This is a genomic window from Streptomyces sp. NPDC047072 (genome assembly GCF_040643855.1).
GTDB lineage: Bacteria > Actinomycetota > Actinomycetes > Streptomycetales > Streptomycetaceae > Streptomyces.
This window is the reverse complement of record NZ_JBEYVC010000031.1, coordinates 34469-52395: the sequence shown is the minus strand read 5'-3', so window position 1 is coordinate 52395 and position 17927 is coordinate 34469. Positions and strand designations below refer to the sequence as shown.

The 17927-nt window shown below is 71.8% G+C and carries 19 protein-coding genes; 5 read left to right on the top strand and 14 right to left on the bottom strand.

Features of this window, described 5'->3' with window-relative positions:
- Nucleotides 1–44: 44 nt before the first annotated feature.
- The gene (locus ABZ896_RS16495) at nt 45–623 is read left to right on the top strand and encodes an alpha/beta hydrolase (protein ID WP_360928406.1); all 579 of its coding nucleotides are present in this window, start codon (nt 45–47) and stop codon (nt 621–623) included.
- On the opposite strand, the gene ABZ896_RS16490 is transcribed toward ABZ896_RS16495, so the two are convergent.
- From ABZ896_RS16490 to ABZ896_RS16470, 5 genes are all read right to left on the bottom strand, one after another.
- Nucleotides 607–2010, bottom strand: a complete 1404-nt coding sequence (locus ABZ896_RS16490; RefSeq protein ID WP_360928403.1) for an MFS transporter — start codon at nt 2008–2010, stop codon at nt 607–609. The genes ABZ896_RS16495 and ABZ896_RS16490 overlap by 17 nt on opposite strands.
- 79 nt (nt 2011–2089) lie before the next feature.
- Nucleotides 2090–2890, bottom strand: coding sequence for a sugar phosphate isomerase/epimerase family protein (locus ABZ896_RS16485; RefSeq protein ID WP_360928400.1), 801 nt, complete (start codon nt 2888–2890; stop codon nt 2090–2092).
- A gap of 31 nt (nt 2891–2921) precedes the next feature.
- A complete protein-coding gene (locus ABZ896_RS16480) occupies nt 2922–3857 on the bottom strand; it encodes a bifunctional helix-turn-helix transcriptional regulator/GNAT family N-acetyltransferase (protein WP_360928397.1) in 936 nt (311 codons plus the stop codon).
- Nucleotides 3858–3963: 106 nt separating this feature from the next.
- Nucleotides 3964–4557 carry a dihydrofolate reductase family protein gene (locus tag ABZ896_RS16475; protein ID WP_360928394.1) on the bottom strand — a complete coding sequence of 198 codons (594 nt, stop codon included), beginning with the start codon at nt 4555–4557 and terminating at the stop codon, nt 3964–3966.
- Between the two features lie 305 nt (nt 4558–4862).
- Nucleotides 4863–5654: a DUF4253 domain-containing protein gene (locus ABZ896_RS16470; RefSeq protein WP_360928391.1), complete on the bottom strand. Its 792-nt coding sequence runs from the start codon at nt 5652–5654 to the stop codon at nt 4863–4865.
- Between the two features lie 71 nt (nt 5655–5725).
- Here ABZ896_RS16470 and ABZ896_RS16465 point away from each other — a divergent pair, with 71 nt between their 5' ends.
- Nucleotides 5726–6589, top strand: a complete 864-nt coding sequence (locus ABZ896_RS16465; protein ID WP_360928388.1) for a DUF1963 domain-containing protein — start codon at nt 5726–5728, stop codon at nt 6587–6589.
- A 163-nt stretch (nt 6590–6752) separates the two neighbouring features.
- Here ABZ896_RS16465 and ABZ896_RS16460 read toward each other — a convergent pair whose 3' ends face one another.
- From ABZ896_RS16460 to ABZ896_RS16445, 4 genes are all read right to left on the bottom strand, one after another.
- A complete protein-coding gene (locus ABZ896_RS16460) occupies nt 6753–7115 on the bottom strand; it encodes a hypothetical protein (RefSeq protein WP_360928386.1) in 363 nt (120 codons plus the stop codon).
- 231 nt (nt 7116–7346) lie between these two features.
- The gene (locus ABZ896_RS16455; RefSeq protein WP_360928383.1) at nt 7347–8177 is read right to left on the bottom strand and encodes a sugar phosphate isomerase/epimerase family protein; all 831 of its coding nucleotides are present in this window, start codon (nt 8175–8177) and stop codon (nt 7347–7349) included.
- The gene (locus ABZ896_RS16450) at nt 8174–9325 is read right to left on the bottom strand and encodes a dihydrodipicolinate synthase family protein (RefSeq protein WP_360928380.1); all 1152 of its coding nucleotides are present in this window, start codon (nt 9323–9325) and stop codon (nt 8174–8176) included. Before ABZ896_RS16450 ends, ABZ896_RS16455 begins: the two co-directional genes overlap by 4 nt.
- The gene (locus ABZ896_RS16445) at nt 9322–10479 is read right to left on the bottom strand and encodes a Gfo/Idh/MocA family oxidoreductase (RefSeq protein ID WP_360928377.1); all 1158 of its coding nucleotides are present in this window, start codon (nt 10477–10479) and stop codon (nt 9322–9324) included. The genes ABZ896_RS16450 and ABZ896_RS16445 overlap by 4 nt, the downstream gene beginning before the upstream one ends.
- Before the next feature lie 265 nt (nt 10480–10744).
- On the opposite strand from ABZ896_RS16445, the gene ABZ896_RS16440 reads away from it, so the two are divergent.
- Nucleotides 10745–11791: a LacI family DNA-binding transcriptional regulator gene (locus ABZ896_RS16440; RefSeq protein ID WP_360928374.1), complete on the top strand. Its 1047-nt coding sequence runs from the start codon at nt 10745–10747 to the stop codon at nt 11789–11791.
- A gap of 61 nt (nt 11792–11852) precedes the next feature.
- Here ABZ896_RS16440 and ABZ896_RS16435 read toward each other — a convergent pair whose 3' ends face one another.
- The 3 genes from ABZ896_RS16435 to ABZ896_RS16425 all read right to left on the bottom strand — a co-directional run bounded on the left by ABZ896_RS16435 (nt 11853) and on the right by ABZ896_RS16425 (nt 15882).
- Nucleotides 11853–13553 (bottom strand): methyltransferase, encoded by a 1701-nt coding sequence (locus ABZ896_RS16435; protein ID WP_360928371.1) that lies wholly within the window; start codon nt 13551–13553, stop codon nt 11853–11855.
- A gap of 181 nt (nt 13554–13734) precedes the next feature.
- Nucleotides 13735–15120: an FAD-dependent monooxygenase gene (locus ABZ896_RS16430; RefSeq protein WP_360928368.1), complete on the bottom strand. Its 1386-nt coding sequence runs from the start codon at nt 15118–15120 to the stop codon at nt 13735–13737.
- 144 nt (nt 15121–15264) lie between these two features.
- Complete coding sequence (locus ABZ896_RS16425; RefSeq protein WP_360928365.1) at nt 15265–15882, bottom strand: DinB family protein; 618 nt, start codon at nt 15880–15882, stop codon at nt 15265–15267.
- A 101-nt stretch (nt 15883–15983) separates the two neighbouring features.
- On the opposite strand from ABZ896_RS16425, the gene ABZ896_RS16420 reads away from it, so the two are divergent.
- Nucleotides 15984–16400: a hypothetical protein gene (locus ABZ896_RS16420; RefSeq protein WP_360928362.1), complete on the top strand. Its 417-nt coding sequence runs from the start codon at nt 15984–15986 to the stop codon at nt 16398–16400.
- Here the strand turns inward: ABZ896_RS16420 and ABZ896_RS16415 are convergent.
- A complete protein-coding gene (locus ABZ896_RS16415) occupies nt 16397–16618 on the bottom strand; it encodes a DUF397 domain-containing protein (RefSeq protein ID WP_360928359.1) in 222 nt (73 codons plus the stop codon). The two genes, ABZ896_RS16420 and ABZ896_RS16415, sit on opposite strands and share 4 nt — an antisense overlap.
- Nucleotides 16608–17429, bottom strand: a complete 822-nt coding sequence (locus ABZ896_RS16410; RefSeq protein WP_360928357.1) for a helix-turn-helix transcriptional regulator — start codon at nt 17427–17429, stop codon at nt 16608–16610. The genes ABZ896_RS16415 and ABZ896_RS16410 overlap by 11 nt, the downstream gene beginning before the upstream one ends.
- Before the next feature lie 129 nt (nt 17430–17558).
- On the opposite strand from ABZ896_RS16410, the gene ABZ896_RS16405 reads away from it, so the two are divergent.
- On the top strand, nt 17559–17837 hold the full coding sequence (locus ABZ896_RS16405; RefSeq protein WP_360928354.1) for a hypothetical protein: 279 nt from the start codon (nt 17559–17561) through the stop codon (nt 17835–17837).
- Nucleotides 17838–17927 lie beyond the last annotated feature (90 nt).

The following is a 17927-nucleotide window of genomic DNA, read 5'->3' as shown; positions in this document are numbered from 1 at the left end:
AGATTAACTGGATCTGTCGGTCGGCGACGGAAACAATTGTTTCCATGACCGCCTACCTCATCCTCCACGGCTACCAGAACCACCGGCCCCACGACCACTGGCAGCACTGGCTCGCCGACCGGCTCAACGAGCGCGGACAGCACGTGAGTTACCCCCAGCTGCCCGACCCCGACGACCCCGACCTCGACACCTGGCTCGCCGAACTCACCCGCCACCTCGCCGAGTTGCCCGCCGAAGAGGACCGGGTCGTCCTCGCGCACAGCGCCTCCGCGCTGCTGTGGCTGCACGCCGTCTCGCGCGGGCTGGTGAAGAGCGGTGCCGTCGACCGCGTCCTCCTCGTCGCCCCGCCCTCCGCCTCGGTGCTCGCGGAACTGCCCGAGGTCGCCGAATTCGCCGCCCCCGCCCTCGACTTCACCCTGCCCAACCCCACCCGCCTGGTCGCCGGCGACGACGACCCGTACTGCCCGGAAGGAGCCGCCCGTCTCTTCGGCGACCCCCTGGGCATCCCCACGGACACCCTCCCCGGCGCCGCCCACCTCGATCTCGACGCGGGCTACGGGCCCTGGCCCGCCGTTCTGGACTGGTGCCTGGACCCGGAGGTGAGGCTCACGCCTCGTCGGTGACGGGGGTGCCGGGAGCCGGGTCCGTGAGGGGGATGCCCGCTTCCGGGCGCCGGTCCTCGATGCGCGGGCCCGCGCCCAGCTGCCCGTCCTCGACGTGCGGGCCCGCGCCCGGGGGCTCGTCCCCGAAGTCGGCGCCCTCCCCGACGTCGGCGCCGTCCCCGCCGGAGGCGACCGCCGCCCGCAGCTCCGGAGTGCTCGCCCCCACGTACCCCACCGCCGCCACGCACATCGCCCCGCCCACGATCAGCGCCGTAGCCCCCGAACTCCAGCCCGCGACCAGGCCGGCGCGGAGGTTGCCCAGGTGGGGTCCCGCCTGGCCGACGATCGTCTCGGCGGCCGTGACCCGGCCCAGCAGGGCGTCGGGCGTGTGGGTCTGCACGATGGTCGCCCGGGAGAGCACGGCCAGCGCGTCCGCCGCACCCGCGAGCGCCAGCAGGCCGAGGCCGAGCCAGGCGCTCGTCGTCAGGCCGAACAGGAGCAGGGCCGCGCCCCAGCCGGCCGAGCAGCAGAGCATCACCGGGCCGGGGCGGGCGAGCCGGGTGACCGGCCCGGAGAAGGCCGTCGCGGTGACCCCGCCCACCGCGAGCGCGGACAGGAACAGGCCGAGCGTGCGCGGATCGCCGCCGAACCGCTCCTCGTTGACCAGCGGGAAGAGGCTGGCCGGCATGGACAGGACGGTCGCGGCCAGGTCGGTGAGCAGCGCGCCGCGCACCGTGCGGTGACCGACCAGGAACCGCAGTCCGTCCAGCACGCCGTGCACCCCCGGCCGGGACTTCCCGCCCTCTGGCGGCAGCGCGGGCAGGCCGTAGGCACCGTAGAAGGACATCGCGAAGCTCAGCGTGTCCAGGAGGTAGCAGACGCCGATGCCCCACCAGCCGAGCACGACACCGGCGACCGCCGGGCCGACCAGCATCATCGCCTGGGCGGTGACCTGCTGGAGGGCGAGACCGGCGGGCACCTGGTCCTTCGGCAGCAGCCGCGGCACGAACACGCCCGCCGCGGGCGCGCCGAGCGCGGCGAACGACGTCTGTACGGCGACCAGCAGCAGGACGACGGCCACCGGCGCGTGCCCCGCGAAGCCCTGCACGGTCAGCAGCAGCGAGCAGCACGCCGAGCCGACCGTGCCCGTGAGGTAGAGCCGGCGCCGGTCCACGCGGTCCGCCCAGGCGCCCGCGAAGAGGCTGACGCCCACCATCGGCACCGCCTGCGCGACCCCGACCGCACCGCTCCAGAACGCGCTGTGGGTCATGTCCCACACCTGGTACATGACGGTGACCATGGTCATGAACGAGCCGAGCGTCGACACCGTGCGCCCGAACACCAGCCGCCGGAAGACGGGGGAGGTGCGCAGGGGCCGTACATCGAGCAACGTACGGGACAGGCTCATGAGAGCGGGAGGGGGAGCGGGGTGGGCTGATGCACCCGGGGACGGTAGCGGGCCGTCCCCGGCGGGGCCACCGAATTAATCAGGCGGACTCGTTGAGCAACCTCGCCAGATGCTCGCGCCCGGCGCCCAGCAGTTCCTCCAGCGGCGCCGCCCCCTCGTACCAGCGCTTCTCGTACTCCCAGCACAGCCAGCCGTCCCAGCCGTGCCGGGAGAGCACCTCCACGCACTCGGCGAGCGGCAGCACCCCTGAGCCGAGCCCGACCGGGGTGGTGTCCTCGGCCGAGGCGATGTCCTTGACCTGCACATATCCGAGGTGCGGGGCGAGCGCCGCGTAGGTGTCGGTGGGCTGCTCGCCGCCCAGCCAGGTGTGCATGACGTCCCACAGCGAACCGACCTGGCGGTGACCGACGGGTCCGAGGATCCGGATCGCGTCGGCGCCCGTGCGGTGCGAGTCATGGGTTTCGAGAAGGATGCGTACGTCGAGGTCGCCGGCGTACTCCGCGGCCGTACCGAGCCTCCGCGCGGCCGTGGCGTCGGCCTCCTCGCGGCTCTGGTCGGAGGCGGCGCCCGGGAAGACGCGGACGAAACCGGCTCCGAGGTCCCGGGCCAGGTCGAGCAGCCGGTGGATCTCCTCCACGACGGGCTCGTCGGCGCCCGGCGCGGCCACCCGCGCGTACCCGGCGAGCCCGAGCACCTCCACGCCCGCGGCCTTGAACTCGGCGACCGCGTCGGCCCGTTCGGCGAGCCCGATGCCGGGATGCACCGGCTCCTCGGGATGCGCGCGCAGCTCTACGCCGTGATAGCCGTGCGCGGTCGCGAGCCGCAGCACGTCGGTGAGGGGGAGTCCGGGTACGCCGAGGGTGGAGAACGCCAGTTTCATGGTCCTACTCTCACGCACCCCGTGCCGACTGTCACTCGCCGGGGTCCGCGGTCAGGTCCAGGCGCCAGTCCTGGCCGTTCAGGTCAACGCCGAAGGAGCGGTGGGGCTTCTCGGCGACCAGTACGAAGCCGTGCCGCTGGTAGACATGGCGGGCGGCGGCCAGGACGTCGTTGGTCCACAGGACGAGGTCGCGGTAGCCGACCCCGCGCGCGAAGTCGATCACCGAGCGGACCAGCCGGTCGCCGATGCCGAGCCCGCGCGCGTCCGGCTCGACGAGCAGCAGCCGCAGCCGGGCGGTGGCGGGCGCGTCGTCCCGTACGCACATCACGCACCCCACCGGACGGCCGTCCAGCTCGGCGATCCACACCCGCTCCAGGTGCGGGTCGTGGTCCTCGGCGAAGTCGGCGACGATCCTCGCGACCAGGCCCTCGTAGTCGGCGTTGAAGCCGTACTCGGCCGCGTACAGGGCGGCGTTGCGGGCCACGATCCAGCCGAGGTCGCCGGGTCCCGGCTCGCGCAGGAGGACATCCTCGCGGCGGGGCGGGCGCCCGTCGGAGAGCAGGGTGCGGACGGTGTGCATCGCCTCCGACAGCCGGGGCCGCTCGGCGGGCGGGACGGTCGCGAGGAGCGCGCCCACGGATTCGTCGGCGCGCTCGGCGAGCAGCGCGGCGGTCTGCCGGCCACGGGCGGTGAGCGTGACCCGCACCCGGCGCGGATCGTGCTCGGAGGCGGTCCGCTCGATCAGCCCGTCCTGTTCGAACTTGTTCAGGATGCGGCTCAAGTACCCGGCGTCCAGCGAGAGTTCGGTGCGCAGATCGGCCGCGTCGGTGCGCGGCGAGTGCGCGAGCTCGTAGATCACCCGGGACTCGGTGAGGGTGTAGGGGGCGTACAGCTGGCGGCTGTAGTCGAGCGCGCCGATGACGTTCGTGTAGAAGCGGTTGAAGGCGCGGATGTCCTGGACGGTCATGGTGACCCACCCCCTGGATCGTTGACTCAGTCAGAGGTTCTGCCGGGACGAGCGTATGCCGTACGAGCCCGTCCCGGCTAGCCCCTCCATGAGGGGGTCACCAGGGTCACCCGGCCGCCGGGCGGTAGACGCACAGCTGCACCCCGGTCTTCCCGGCCGTCGTGGAGACCAGCTCGAACGGCCGCTTGCCGCCGTCCGCCGGGAAGATCGACTTGCCGCCGCCGAGCAGCACCGGCATGACGATCAGCTGCAGCTCGTCGACCAGGCCCTCGGCGAGGAGGGTGCGCACGAGGGTGGGGCTGCCCATCATCGCCAGCTCCCCGCCCTCCCGGTCCCGCAGCTCACGGATCCGCGCGACCGCCTCACCGCCGGGGATGCGCTCGGTGTTGTTCCAGGTGAGCTCGTCGTCCTTGAGGGTGTCCGTCACGACGTACTTCTTGAGGGAGTTGAGCCGGTCGGCGAACGGGTCCCCGGCGCGCTCGGGCCAGGCCCCCGCCATCGTCAGATAGGTCCGCCGCCCGTACAGCAGCGCCTCGGCCCGCTCCATCCCCTCGGTGAACGCGGGGCCCAGCACCTCCGCGTCGAAGTACGGATGCGACCAACCGCCGTGCGCGAACCCGCCGTCGGTGTCCTCCTCGGGCCCGCCGGGCGCCTGCACGACACCGTCGAGACTGATGAACTCGCTGACCACGATGCGCATGGGACTCACTCCAGTTCGTTGTCGGTTACGGCGGTTCAGACCGGGGTGGCGGGCGGAACTCATCGGTGGGGCGGGGGCGGGGGCGGGGGCGGGATCCCCGGGGGCTTCGGGTGGCGGCCGGAGACCCGGGAGCGCCTGCGCTGAGGCGTGCGCCGGAACCCCTGGGGCCCTGCGCCGATCCCTGCGCCGATCCCCGTGGCCCTGCGCCGCAGCCCCTGTGCCCGCGCGCCGCACCCCTCCCGGGGCCCCGCACCTGAACCCCATGGTGGCCCGGCATGCCCGGGCGCGCGCCCGGAATGCCCGCCTCAGTCCCACCAGAAGCGCCACTCGGTCCGCCCCACGAGTTCGCGCGCGTACTCCGGGAACGGCGTCGGCGGGTCGTCGACGATGTTGTCCGCGGTGGACAGCACATGCTCCAGCGCCAGCCGCTCCGCGTCCCCCGGGTCGAGCGGCGGCCGTGCGACGGACACCTGCACCTCCCCGCCGTACGCGGCGATGACCCGCGCCCCGAACCGCTCCTCCCAGCTACGCAACAGGGCGGTCAGCAACGGCATCGGCGCCCCGTGGTCCCAGCCGACCAGCGCGGGCACGTCGGCGGAACACCGGGCGGGCACGAGGGCGAGCACGAAGGAACTCGCGAACGGATCGGTGCACAGCAGCTCGGCGACGGCACGGGCGGCCGCCTCCGCGGGGTCCGCCCCGGAGGGCCCCGCGGGCGCGAACCCCGGCCAGCTGTCGAACGGCGGCCCCGGATCGTGCGGCCAGGGCGCGACCCCCTCCGGAGTGTCGTCCGGCAACTCGGCGGTGGACGGATCGGACCAGTACGGCAGCCGAGCCTCCCGGTACGCCGTGAAGTCGACAGCGAGCACCTTCTCCAGGTCTACGGCGTCTGCGGCCTCCGCCCCCTCGGGTGCCCCGTGATCCCCGGGCCAGCAGAGGTGGGGATACAACCCTGTGTCGGGCGCCCGCCGAAGCAGCTCCACCCACAACTCCTCGATGTCGTCCGGCAGTTCGTCGGCGAGCCAGATCTCCGTGGGGCCCCGTCGCTCGAAGCGTCCGGAGGGCAGCCGCAGTTCGCGGGGCAGTGAAAAGGTCATGCCGGGACGATAGGGGGCGGCACTGACAACGGGCGGCCGCGGTGTCGGTGGCCGGCTCTACGGTGGCCCCCATGACTTCTGAACTGCGGGCCGGACTGGGCCCGTTCAAGGACGAGGCGATCGCGCGAGGGATCCCCGCCGAGGACGTGGAGCGGTGGATGGACCTCGCCCGGCCGTGCGCGACCCTGGGGGAGAAGGGGGACGGGCCGGTCGTGGGCCGGTTCGGCGGGCCGCTGCTGCTGCCCGTGGGGACCCCGCACCCCTTCCACCCCTACGTCGCGACCATCGACTTCGCGGCGCTGCCCGCCGGTACGACGGACCTGCCCCTCCCGCCCGACGGCCACCTGCTGCTGTTCGCCTACCCCGAGGACTACGGCCACCGGGAGAGCGCGGGCAGCGCGGTGTACGTCCCGGTGGGAACGCCCGTGGAGGAGCGGGACAAGGAGGGCTGGCCCTGGTTCGAGGAGGACGAGGAGTACCAGGAGGTCTTCGCACAGTTCCCGCAGGAGCAGCTCAGGGCGACGGCCGACGTCTCCCTGCCGTACCACTACTGGGTGGCGATACCCGAGGAGCCCCGCTGGGTCCCGCTCCCCGGGCATCCGCGCTCCGAGGAACTGGCCGAGGTGTGGGCCGACACCTACGAGGACATCACCTCCCAGGGACACCTCCAGCTCGGCGGGTACGCCGACCAGGAGGCCATCGACACCGATCCCGTCGCGACGGTGGCATGGCGCGCGGCACAGGAGGCGGCGGCCGGCCGCTGGGGCGGCGACGAACCGGTGTCGGCGGACCCCGCGGACTGGGTCCTGCTCGCCGAATGGACCCCTTGGATCGACGGCCTGGAGGGCGCCACGGTCCACTGGTCCATCCAGCGCACGGACCTGACCGCCCGCCGCCTCGACCGCACGTTCACCTCGGTCTACCGGAACCCGTGACCGAGGCTTCGACTCGTGTGCCTCCAGCGGTAATTAAGAACAATCTCAGCCGGGGCCGGGGGCATCGCTCCCACGGAATCCATAGGATTCACGACGACGGCCCCACCCCGGCTCCAACGGGGTGGGGCTGTCTCATCCGGCTGTCAGCAGGCGCGGGTCAGCGTCAGCCGACGGTGACGGAGACCGCCTTGGACACAGTGCTGCCGTCCTTGGCGCGCAGGATCTCGACGCCCTTCTTCTCCAGCTTCTCGGCGACCTTGTAGGCGCCCTTGTTCACCTTGGCGGTGGCCGGCAGCGTGACCCACTTCGCGCCTTCCTTCACCTGGATGACGACCTTGCTGCCCTCCTTGAGGCCGGCGACCTTGCCACTGAAGGTGACGGGGTCGCCGAGCTTGACGGCGGGGGCGCTCGCCTTGAGGGTGATGGTCGCCTTGGGGGCCGGGGCTGCCTGCGGGGCGGCGACGGCGGCACCGGCACCGGTCGCGACGAGAGCGGCGGACACCACGGAGACGGCTGCAATTCGCATGTTCACAGAGAACTCCTTGTTTCCTTACCTTTTCTTTTCCGCTGGTAGCCGGAGGGGAATTCTGGAATTCCCCTCCGGCCCTGCGGCGGACCTGATCGTACAGACATGACCAGGACAGATGCGGTTCCCACTGCCCTCGAAAAACCTGAATGGACAGTGAAATCACAGGGAGCCCGATAAACGTACGGGTGCTGATCTCCGGTTATTAGAGCGAGCTGTGTGAATACACCTTCACAGGGTGTGGGCCACGAACCGTTCGGCGGTCTCGGCGAGCACCTCGCGCCCGTCCCGCGCCCACAGCGCGTCGTTGAACAGCTCCACCTCGATCGCGCCGGTGTACCCCGCCGCCTCGACGTACCCCTGCCACTCGCGCATGTCGATCGCGCCGTCGCCGACCTGGCCGCGGCCGTTGAGGACGCCCTCCGGGAGGGGGGTCGTCCAGTCGGCGAGCTGGAAGGTGTGGATACGGCCGCCGGCGCCCGCGCGGGCGATCTGCGCGGGCGCGTTGTCGTCCCACCAGATGTGGTACGTGTCCACCGTGACGCCGACCTGCCGGGCCGGGAAGCGCTCCGCGATGTCCAGGGCCTGGGCGAGGGTGGAGACCACGCAGCGGTCCGAGGCGTACATGGGGTGCAGCGGCTCGATGGCCAGCCGTACGCCGTGCTCCTCGGCGTACGGGCCGAGCACCGTCAGCGCGTCCGCGATCCGCTCCCGCGCCCCGCGCAGGTCCTTCGAGCCGGCCGGGAGGCCGCCCGAGACCAGCACCAGGGTGTCGGTGCCGAGCGTCGCCGCCTCGTCGATCGCCCGGCGGTTGTCGGCGAGGGCCGCCGCCCGCTCGTCCGGGTCGATCGCGGTGAAGAAGCCGCCGCGGCACAGGGTCGTCACGGTCAGGCCCGCGTCGCGGACCAGCTTGGCCGTCTCCTCGACGCCGTACGCCTGGACGGGCTCCCGCCACAGGCCCACACCGGAGACGCCCAACTCACGGCAGGCGGACACCAGTTCCGGCAGCGACAGTTGCTTGACCGTCATCTGGTTGATGGAGAAACGCGCGAGTTCGGTCACTGGTTCACCCCGTACAGGGACAGCAGGGTCTTCATCCGCTCCTCCGCGAGCTTCGGGTCCGGGAACAGGCCCAGGCCGTCGGCGAGTTGGTAGGCGCGGGCGAAGTGCGGCAGGGAGCGGGCCGACTGGAGGCCGCCGACCATCGTGAAGTGGCTCTGGTGGCCCGCGAGCCACGCGAGGAAGACAACTCCCGTCTTGTAGAAGCGCGTCGGCTTCTGGAACAGATGGCGGGACAACTCGACCGTGGGATCGAGGAGTTCACGGAACCCGACAACGTTTCCCGTGTCGAGGACGCGGACCGCCTCCGCCGCCAGCGGACCCAGCGGGTCGAAGATGCCGAGCAGCGCGTGGCTGAAGCCCTTCTCGTCGCCCGCGATCAGCTCGGGGTAGTTGAAGTCGTCGCCGGTGTAGCAGCGGACCCTGTCGGGGAGCCGGCGGCGGATGTCGATCTCGCGCCGGGCCTCCAGGAGCGAGACCTTGATGCCGTCGACCTTGTCCGGGTGCGCGGCGATGACCTGCAAGAACACATCCGTGGCCGCGTCGAGGTCCGACGAGCCCCAGTAACCCTCAAGCGCCGGGTCGAACATCGGGCCCAGCCAGTGCAGGATCACCGGCTCGGCGGACTGGCGCAGCAGGTGGCCGTAGACCTCCAGGTAGTCCTCGGGGCCCTTGGCGGCCGCCGCCAGCGCCCGGGACGCCATCAGGATGGCCTGCGCGCCGGACGCCTCGACGAGGGCGAGCTGCTCCTCGTAGGCCGCCCGGACCTCGGCGAGAGAGCCCGAAGCGATCTGGTCGGTGCCCACACCGCACGCGATGAGACCGCCAACCGCCTTGGCCTCGGCGGCACTTCGGCGGATCAGCTCGGCCGCACCCGCCCAGTCCAGGCCCATCCCGCGCTGCGCGGTGTCCATCGCCTCGGCGACCCCGAGCCCGTGCGACCACAGATGGCGGCGGAAGGCGAGGGTGGCGTCCCAGTCGACGGCGGCCGGCGAGTCCGGCGACACGTCCGCGAACGGGTCGGCCACGACGTGCGCCGCCGAGAAGACCGTACGCGAGGTGAAGGGCGAGCCGGTCGTGACGGCGAGGGGCTCGGTGCGGGGCTCGTACGCCCGCAACGTCCCGTCGCCGGAAGGCAGTTGGATGGTCACAGCGCGATCTCCGGTACGTCGAGACGGCGGCCCTCCGCCGAGGACTTCAGACCCAGCTCGGCGAGCTGGACACCGCGGGCGCCGGCGAGGAGGTCCCACTGGTAGGGGGCGTCGGCGTAGACGTGCTTGAGGAACAGCTCCCACTGCGCCTTGAAGCCGTTGTCGAAGTCCGCGTTGTCCGGGACCTCCTGCCACTGGTCGCGGAAGACCTCGGTGGCCGGGATGTCCGGGTTCCAGACCGGCTTGGGCGTGGCGCTCCGGTGCTGGACACGGCAGTTGCGCAGACCGGCGACTGCGGAGCCTTCCGTCCCGTCGACCTGGAACTCGACGAGCTCGTCGCGGTTGACGCGCACCGCCCAGGAGGAGTTGATCTGGGCGATCGCGCCGCCCTCCAGCTCGAAGATGCCGTAGGCGGCGTCGTCGGCGGTGGCGTCGTAGGGCTTGTCGTTCTCGTCCCAGCGCTGCGGGATGTGGGTGGCGGTGAGGGCCTGGACGGACTTCACGCGGCCGAACAGCTCGTGCAGGACGTACTCCCAGTGCGGGAACATGTCGACGACGATGCCGCCGCCGTCCTCGGCGCGGTAGTTCCACGACGGGCGCTGGGCCTGCTGCCAGTCGCCCTCGAAGACCCAGTAGCCGAACTCGCCGCGGATCGAGAGGATCCGGCCGAAGAAGCCACCGTCGATGAGGCGCTTCAGCTTGAGCAGGCCGGGGAGGAAGAGCTTGTCCTGGACGACCCCGTGCTTGATGCCGGCCGCGTTCGCCAGGCGGGCCAGCTCCAGGGCGCCGTCGAGGCCGGTGGCGGTGGGCTTCTCCGTGTAGATGTGCTTGCCGGCCGCGATCGCCTTCTTGATGGCCTCCTCGCGCGCGGAGGTGACCTGGGCGTCGAAGTAGATGTCGACGGTCGGGTCGGCGAGCACCGCGTCCACGTCGGTCGCGATGTTGTCGAGCCGCAGGCCGTGCTGCTCGGCGAGCGCCTTGAGGGCGTGCTCGCGGCGGCCGACGAGGATCGGCTCGGGCCACAGCACCGTGCCGTCGCCGAGGTCCAGTCCGCCCTGCTCACGGATGGCGAGGATGGAACGGACCAGGTGCTGGCGGTAGCCCATGCGCCCCGTCACACCGTTCATGGCGATACGCACCGTCTTGCGTGTCACGTCATTCCCTTCGTAGGAGTCGTACGCGGTTGTGCGCGCCGCGCACGCTCCACTGATGAGCGTTACAGCAAGCGCTTTCTATCCAAGAAGAAGCTAGCCTCTCAGCAGCGGTCTGGACAAGACCGCGGCGGGGGTGAGTTGTTCGAGGGGGCGAACAAGTGGGGGTCATGGCCTTAAGGTCGGCTCGGAACCGGGCGGTAGGTGCCCGCGTGTACGACGGAGTACGACTGAGATGCGCTGCGGCGCGCGACCGGAGGACGACGAGATGACGGTGACCCTGGCGGACGTGGCGGCCCGCGCCCAGGTCTCCCCCGCGACGGTGTCGCGCGTGCTGAACGGCAACTACCCCGTGGCCGCGTCCACCAAGGAACGGGTACTGCGCGCCGTCGACGAGCTGGACTACGTACTGAACGGCCCCGCCAGCGCGCTGGCCGCCGCCACCTCCGACCTGGTCGGCATCCTCGTCAACGACATCGCCGACCCCTTCTTCGGGATCATGGCCGGCGCGATCCAGTCCGAGATCGGCGGCCCCGGCGGGCGTGCGGGCGGCGAGCGGCTCGGTGTGGTCTGCAACACAGGCGGGTCTCCGGAGCGCGAGCTGACGTACCTCACCCTGCTCCAGCGGCAGCGCGCGGCGGCCGTCGTGCTCACCGGCGGCGCGGTCGAGGACGCCCCGCACAAGGCGGCGATGGCAGCGAAGCTGCGCAAGCTGGCCGACGCGGGCACGAGGATCGTGCTGTGCGGCCGCCCGCCCGCCCCGGAGACCGGGGCGATCGCACTGACCTTCGACAACCGCGGCGGCGGCAAGGAACTCACCGAGCACCTCATCGGGCTCGGCCACCGGCGGCTCGGGTACATCGCGGGCCCCGAGGAGCGCACGACGACCCGGCACCGGCTGGAGGGCCACCGCGCGGCCCTGGAGGCGCACGGGATCACGGAGGACCCCCGCTGGACCGTCCACGGCCGCTACGACCGGCGGTCCGGCTACGAGGCCACGCTGGAGCTGCTGCGCCGGGATCCGTCCCTCACCGCCGTGGTCGCCGCGAACGACTCCGTCGCGCTCGGGGCGTGCGCGGCGCTGCGGGAGGCCGGGATGCGGATTCCGGAGGACGTGTCGGTCGCGGGGTTCGATGATCTTCCGTTCAGTATCGACGCGGTGCCGGCGCTGACGACGGTGCGGCTGCCGTTGGCGGAGGCCGGGGCCCGGGCCGGGCGGATCGCGATGGGGCGGGAGGAGCCGCCGCCCGGGGGGATCGCGACGGTTCGGGGGGAGCTGATGGTTCGGGGGTCGACGGGGGCGCCGCGGGAGTGACGGTACTGGGGCTGCCGCGGGTCTGACGGTCCTGGGGGCTGCTGCCCTCAGGTTCGCCCCCTCACTGTCGCCGGAACCGCAACAGCGCCCCCTGCAACGGCAGCTCATGGCACGCGGCGAACTCGAAGCCCGCCTCCGCCAGCAGCCGCCGGTAGTGCGCCTCCGTACGCTCCCGGCCGCCCACGTTGCACAGCATGTGCACGTCCCACGCCACCGCGAGGGTGAGGCGGCCGTCCTCCGGCAGGAGCCGTTCGACGACCAGCAGCTCCGCGCCGGGGGCCATCGCCTCGGCGCACCGGCGCAGGATCGTGAGGCAGCGCTCGTCGTCCCAGTCGTGCAGGACGCGGGAGAGGACGTACAGGTCGCCGCCCGCGGGGACCGCCGCCGTGAAGTCGCCCGCCACGAACCGGCAGCGGTCGGTCAGCCCGGCCTCGGCGAACGCCTTCTCCGCCGCCTCCACCGCGTGCGGCCGCTCCAGCAGCACCCCGCTGAGGTGCGGCGCCGCGCGCAGCAGACGGCCGAGGAGTTCGCCGTTGCCGCCGGCGACGTCGACCACCACCCGGTGGGCGGAGAGATCCACCAGCCCGGCGACCGGGGCGAACATCGGTGCGCTCGCGGCCATGGCCCGGTCGAAGAGGTCGGCCAGTTCGGGATGGCGGGCGAAGTACGGGAAGTGATGCTCCCCGAAGACCGTCGCGAACGCCTCCTCCCCGGTCCGCACCGCCTGCGGCAGCCTCCCGAAGGAACGGTAGAACGGGCCGCCGTAGAGCAGCGCGAGCGGCCGGAAGGAGGCGTCGGCACCGGTCCGCAGCGGCCTCCCCAGCTCGGCGAGGTGGTACGACCCGTCGGTGTCCACCGCGACCAGCCCGAGCCCGGCGAGATACCGCAGCAGCCGGCCCAGGCTGTCCGCGTGGCAGCCGGTCAGCTCGGCGAGGCGGGCGAGACCGGCGCCGGGGTGGGCGTCGAGGTGGTCGGCGAGCCCGAGCGCGGCGGCCGTGGCGATCGCCTGGGTGGTCCAGGCGCCGGTCATCAGGTGCAGCAGACGGTCGCGGGGCCGGTCACCGACCGCCAGTCCCTGATGGTCCTGGTCCGCCGAGCGGCGCAGGTGGGCGGCGAGGAGTTCGGGGTGTCGGCCAGGGACGTACAGCTCGATGCGGTGGTCCCCGGCGCGGAAGTAGAACACGGTGGAGTTCTCGTGCGGGTTGCTGCCGCCGCCGTCGGCTCGGGCCCCGGCCCGGTCGACCAGCAGGGCCGTCAGACCGTGCAGGACCACCGGCGTGGGGGCGAGGACCTCGAACGCGGTGTGCGCCTCGTACCCCGCCGTCCGCTCGTCCGCCGCGACCGACGCGAGGTCCGAGCCGGGCGGCACCTCCAGCGCGAACACCTCGATCTCCCCGCGCCCGTCCGGCGCGCCCGGCACGGCCGCCCGCAGGATCCCGACGGGCAGGTCACCGGCGGGCCGCCCGTACCGCTGGGCGAGTCGGCCGCGGACGACCACGCTCGGCGTCATCCCACCCGTGCGCAGCCCCCGCCCGGCCAGCTCGTCGCCCAGCCCCGCGAGGGTGCGCGGGAAGACGAGCAGCGCGGTGTGCGCCAGCCGCACGAGCCCGCCGAGGTCGTGCCGCTCCTCGGCGGTCAGGGCGGGCAGCAGGGCGTCGAGGGCGCTCGCAGTGTCGTTCCTGCGGACGAATTCGGCCGCCGCCTCGATCCGGTCGAGATCCGCAGGCGACAGACAGCGCTCCGGCGCGGACGCGATGGGCATGGGTGTCCTTCGGTGGTGGGATGCGGTGGGGGTGCGGTGGTCATGGGGGTACGGCGTGTTGGGCGTACGGCACGACGGGCGTACGGGGGGCTGGGCGTACCCGGAGGCGGACGTACCGCCGTGGGTCAGCGGTGGCCGTGGGCCCGGTCGCCGGTGGACGGGAAGGGCGGCCGGGCCGGTCCTAGATGCCGACGTAACTGTCGGCGAAGGAGTGCTGCTGGGCCGGTGACGTGCGCAGGCTCTCCAGGCGGGAGTCGCGCAGGGCGCGCAGGAAGCGGGCCTCGTCGTCGTCCCCGGCGGGCGCGTGCAGCAGGCCGATCATCCAGTGGGAGAACTCCTGGGCCCGCCAGATCCTCGGCAGGCAGGTGGCCGAGTAGCGGGCCAGCGGCTCCTCGTCGCCGTCGTGGAGCGCGGCGGTGAACGCGCGGGCCAGGGTCTCGGCCGCCATCACCGCGAGGTTGGCGCCCTTGGCCGCCGAGGGGCTGATCAGGCCCGCCGCGTCGCCTGCCAGGAACAGCGGCCCGTACTGCATCGGATCGAGCACGTCGGACTCCAGGTCGACCACCGTGCGCTCCAGGACGGGCCCACGACGCAGCGGGCCGAATCGTTCCGCCCGCATGCGCAGGTCGAGTTCGTCCCAGAGGGCGTCGTCGCTCCATGTGCCGGGGTCGGTTCCCGGCGCGCACTGGAGGTAGTAGCGGGTGACGGAGGGCGTACGGGCCATGTGCCCGGCGAAGCCCCGGTCGTGCACCGCGTAGGTGACCGCGGGCAGCGAGGGGGGTGTCTCGACGAGCAGCGCGAGCCAGGAGACGCCGTGCCGGCGCCGGTGCGTGCGGACGGTGCCTGCGGGGACGTGGCGACGGCAGACGCCGTGGCGACCGTCGCAGCCGGCGATGTAGCGGGCGGTGAGGCGGTACGGGGGGTTGGGGCTGAGACTGGCGTCGGTGCTGGTGCTGGTGCTGGTGCTGGTGCTGGTGCCGGTGCCGCTGCTGGTGGCGCTGCCGCTGCCGGTGCCGTCCGTGGCGTTCGCGATGTCCGCCCCGCCCGCCCCGCCCGCCCCTTCCGCCCTGCTCGCCCCGTCCGCCCCGCCCACGCTCTGCGCCACGAGCCAGGGCCGTTCGCCGTCCAGCCCGCCGATCTCGCGCACCGCGGTCTCGAACCGCAGGTCGCCGCCGCGCCGCAGGAACTCGGCGATCAGGTCGGTCACCAGTTCCTGCTGCGGGTAGACGGTGTGGGCCTCACCCCGGCCGAGGCCGCCGTACCGGAGGGCGAACTCGCCCCGCCCGGTGCGGAAGACGCAGGTGTCGTGCCGCCGTCCGCGAGCCGCCAGCCCGTCGGCCAGGCCGTTGTCGGCGAGGACGCGGACCGTGTGCTCCGCGAGGAAGCCGGCCCGCGCCCGCCGTTCGACGTGCGCGCGGCTGCTCCGCTCCACGATCAGACAGCCGACGCCGGCCGCCAGCAGCAGGTTGCCGAGCACCAGCCCGGCGGGCCCGGCACCGACGATCAACACCGTCGCCCCGCCCAGGGAGGACCGTTTTTCCACCTTGCTCCCCACCTCGATGATCATTCGCGAGGATTCAAGCAGTATGTGGAGAAGCGGTGAATTCAGGGTGTTGATCCAAACGAAGGATGGGATGTGCAGAGTTGACGCCCGACTCGCCCGCGACCTGGCGTGATTCCCGGCACGGCTCCACTCTGTGTACCGGTCGTTTCACCCGTTCGAGGAGAACGTGTGACCGTCGGCCGAAGCCTCACGTGCCGCACGCTCCACCCGCTCCCGATGCCTGGCCCACCAACTGCCGTCCTCCGAGGGCAGGTTGTCACCCGATCCCCGCAACCCCACCGCGCCGTCAATGAGTTCGCGGACGATATCGGCGTGCCCGGCATGACGATGCGTCTCACCGATCATGTGAACGATCAGACGGTGCAGCGGAATCTCGCTGTACGGCTCGAAGGGAATCCGCCCCACGGCGTCGAGCGGCAGGCTCGCGATGGTCTCGTCCGCGTGCGCGCACGCCCGCCGATAGGTGTCGACGATCCCCTCACGCGACTCGTCGGCCCTCGCCCACAGATCGGAGTTCGCCTCCTCCGCCGCCCCGGTGACCCACAGCAACGGCGCACCGGAGAACGGCCTCCCGAAGGTCTCCCCGAAGTACATCGCCTCGGCCCCGGCAAGATGCTTCACCAGCCCCAGCAGATTCGTCCCGGTCGGCGTCAACGGCCGCCGCACGTCGTACTCACTGAGCCCGTCCACCTTCAGGAGCACGGCATTACGGGCGTCCTGAAGGTAGAAGCGCAGATCTGCTTCATGGGCCGGTGTCGTCGTCATAGGGGCAGTGTCGCGGCGAGGCGGACGTCCGCGCCCGGGATTTTCCGCGGAACTCCGGTCGTCGGTAGCCTGGCGCCGCCGTACGTCGGGGGGAGCTGACCGTGGAGAACGTCCTGCCCGTGGCCGTCGGGGCCGCGATCGGGTTCATGGGGGTCTTGTTCGGTTCGTGGTTCACCGCGCGTCGACAGGACCGCATGTGGCTCCGCGAGCAGAAGCTCAAGGCGGGGATCGGCTTCAGCACGGCCGTGGTTCAGCTGCTGGACCACCTGAAGGAGACACGGCTGAGCGACGACGGCCCCGGAGCCAACGAGTTGGCGAACCGGCTGCAGGAGGCACGCTCGGCGCTCTACCTGCTCTGCGACGGCGACACCGTCGAGCTGGCCGACGCTCTCGCCCGCCGGGTCTGGCGCACCCGCCCGAGCGGCGGCCGGGACGACATCCGGGCCGAGTTCAGCGAGACGCTGGACCTCCTGCGCCGCTTCACCCGGCAACTCCGGAAAGAGATCGCCGGCGCCTAGCCGCCTATACGGCCCTCGCGTACGGCACCCACGAACGCGGACCACCCGCCCGCGGAGAAGACCACCGCCGGCCCGAACTCCACCTTGCTGTCCCGGACGGGCACGCGCGCGTGGCCGCGGGCGACCTCCAGGCACTCGCCTTGACCACCGCCGCTGAAGCTGGACTTGAACCACCCGGTGAGGGCGGACGAGTCGGAGACGGTGTGCTCACTGACCATGCGTGTGTTCCTCTGCTGCCGCCCTCACGAGGGCAATCGACTCCTGGTGCGACAACGCGTCGCCCAGGGCCAGAGCGTAGGCGGTCTGCGAGGCGCTCACCAGGGCCGGATCATCCATCAAGTGCCCGCTGAGGAAGCCCTCGACGTAGGCCACCGGCGCCGAATCCTCGAAGCTCATGAGGGTGAGCAAGCTCTCCAGCAGTGCGTGCGCCCCCACCCCGTACGGGATGACATGCAGGCGCAGCCGTCCTGCGTCGGCCGAGTCCGCGATCTTGCGCAACTGCTCTGCCATGACATGAGGTCCGCCGATCCGGCGCCGGAGCACGGCCTCGTCGAGCAGCGTCCACACCACGGGATGCGGTGATGCGTCGAGGATTCGTCGACGTTCTGTTCGGACGACAACGGCCTTGTCAAGCTCCTCGGCCGTGAAGTTCGGCCGATACGCGCGGAAGAGGGCCCGCGCATAACCGTCGGTCTGCAACACCCCCGGTACCAACGACAGCGCGAACTGCTGGATCAGCGAAGCCTGTTGCTCCAGCTCGGCCGCTGCCGCGAAGTGGTCCGCGTACTTGGAGTCCAGGTCCTTCAGCCAGCGGGCGAAGAACCCGTCTGTTCCGAGCGCCTTGTCGATCCGCAGGGCGTCGTCCGGCTTGGGCAGGCGCCGCCCGGCCTCGAAGTGGCTGATCAGAGTGGGTGAGCACACCACCTGGTCGCCCAGTTCCTCCTGGGTGAGACGGGTCGCGATCCGTCGTAGCCGCAACTCCTCGCCGTACTTCTGGCGGGGCGTTCGAGGCCCACGGTCTTCGCTCATCCGGCCAACTCCCTTCCCTGACAGGCGGGATGTCAAGCCCCGGCCCCTGGCAGCGTAGCCAACGCCGACCCCATTCTGTGAGTGATTCGCGACAGAGCGGAGTCACCGCAGATGAGAAAGCAGGCTGACATGAGCGGACCGGTGGGCGACGAAGGGCGGCTGCTGCCCTGGACCGGACTCGGAGGCAAGCCCTGTTTTCTCCTCGGAGACGGGGTCGGGCATGTCTCCCGGCTCGCGGACCAGATCGAGAGCATCCAACTCGGCATGGCGGGCAACCTCCTGGACCACGCCACCGAACTCCTCGCGGAGCCCGACCTGAGCGGCGAGGAACTCCGCTACCTCGCGCTCCGGTTGAAGGAGTCCCTCGGGGATGTGAAGCGGGTCGCGGACAGCCGGGGAAGCCGCTAGAAAAAATTCCGGAGACGCCGTACAACCCTCGCCCCACCTCGCCTGTCATACATCGCATCAGGACTCTTGGAGGGGGATCTGGGGGGATCA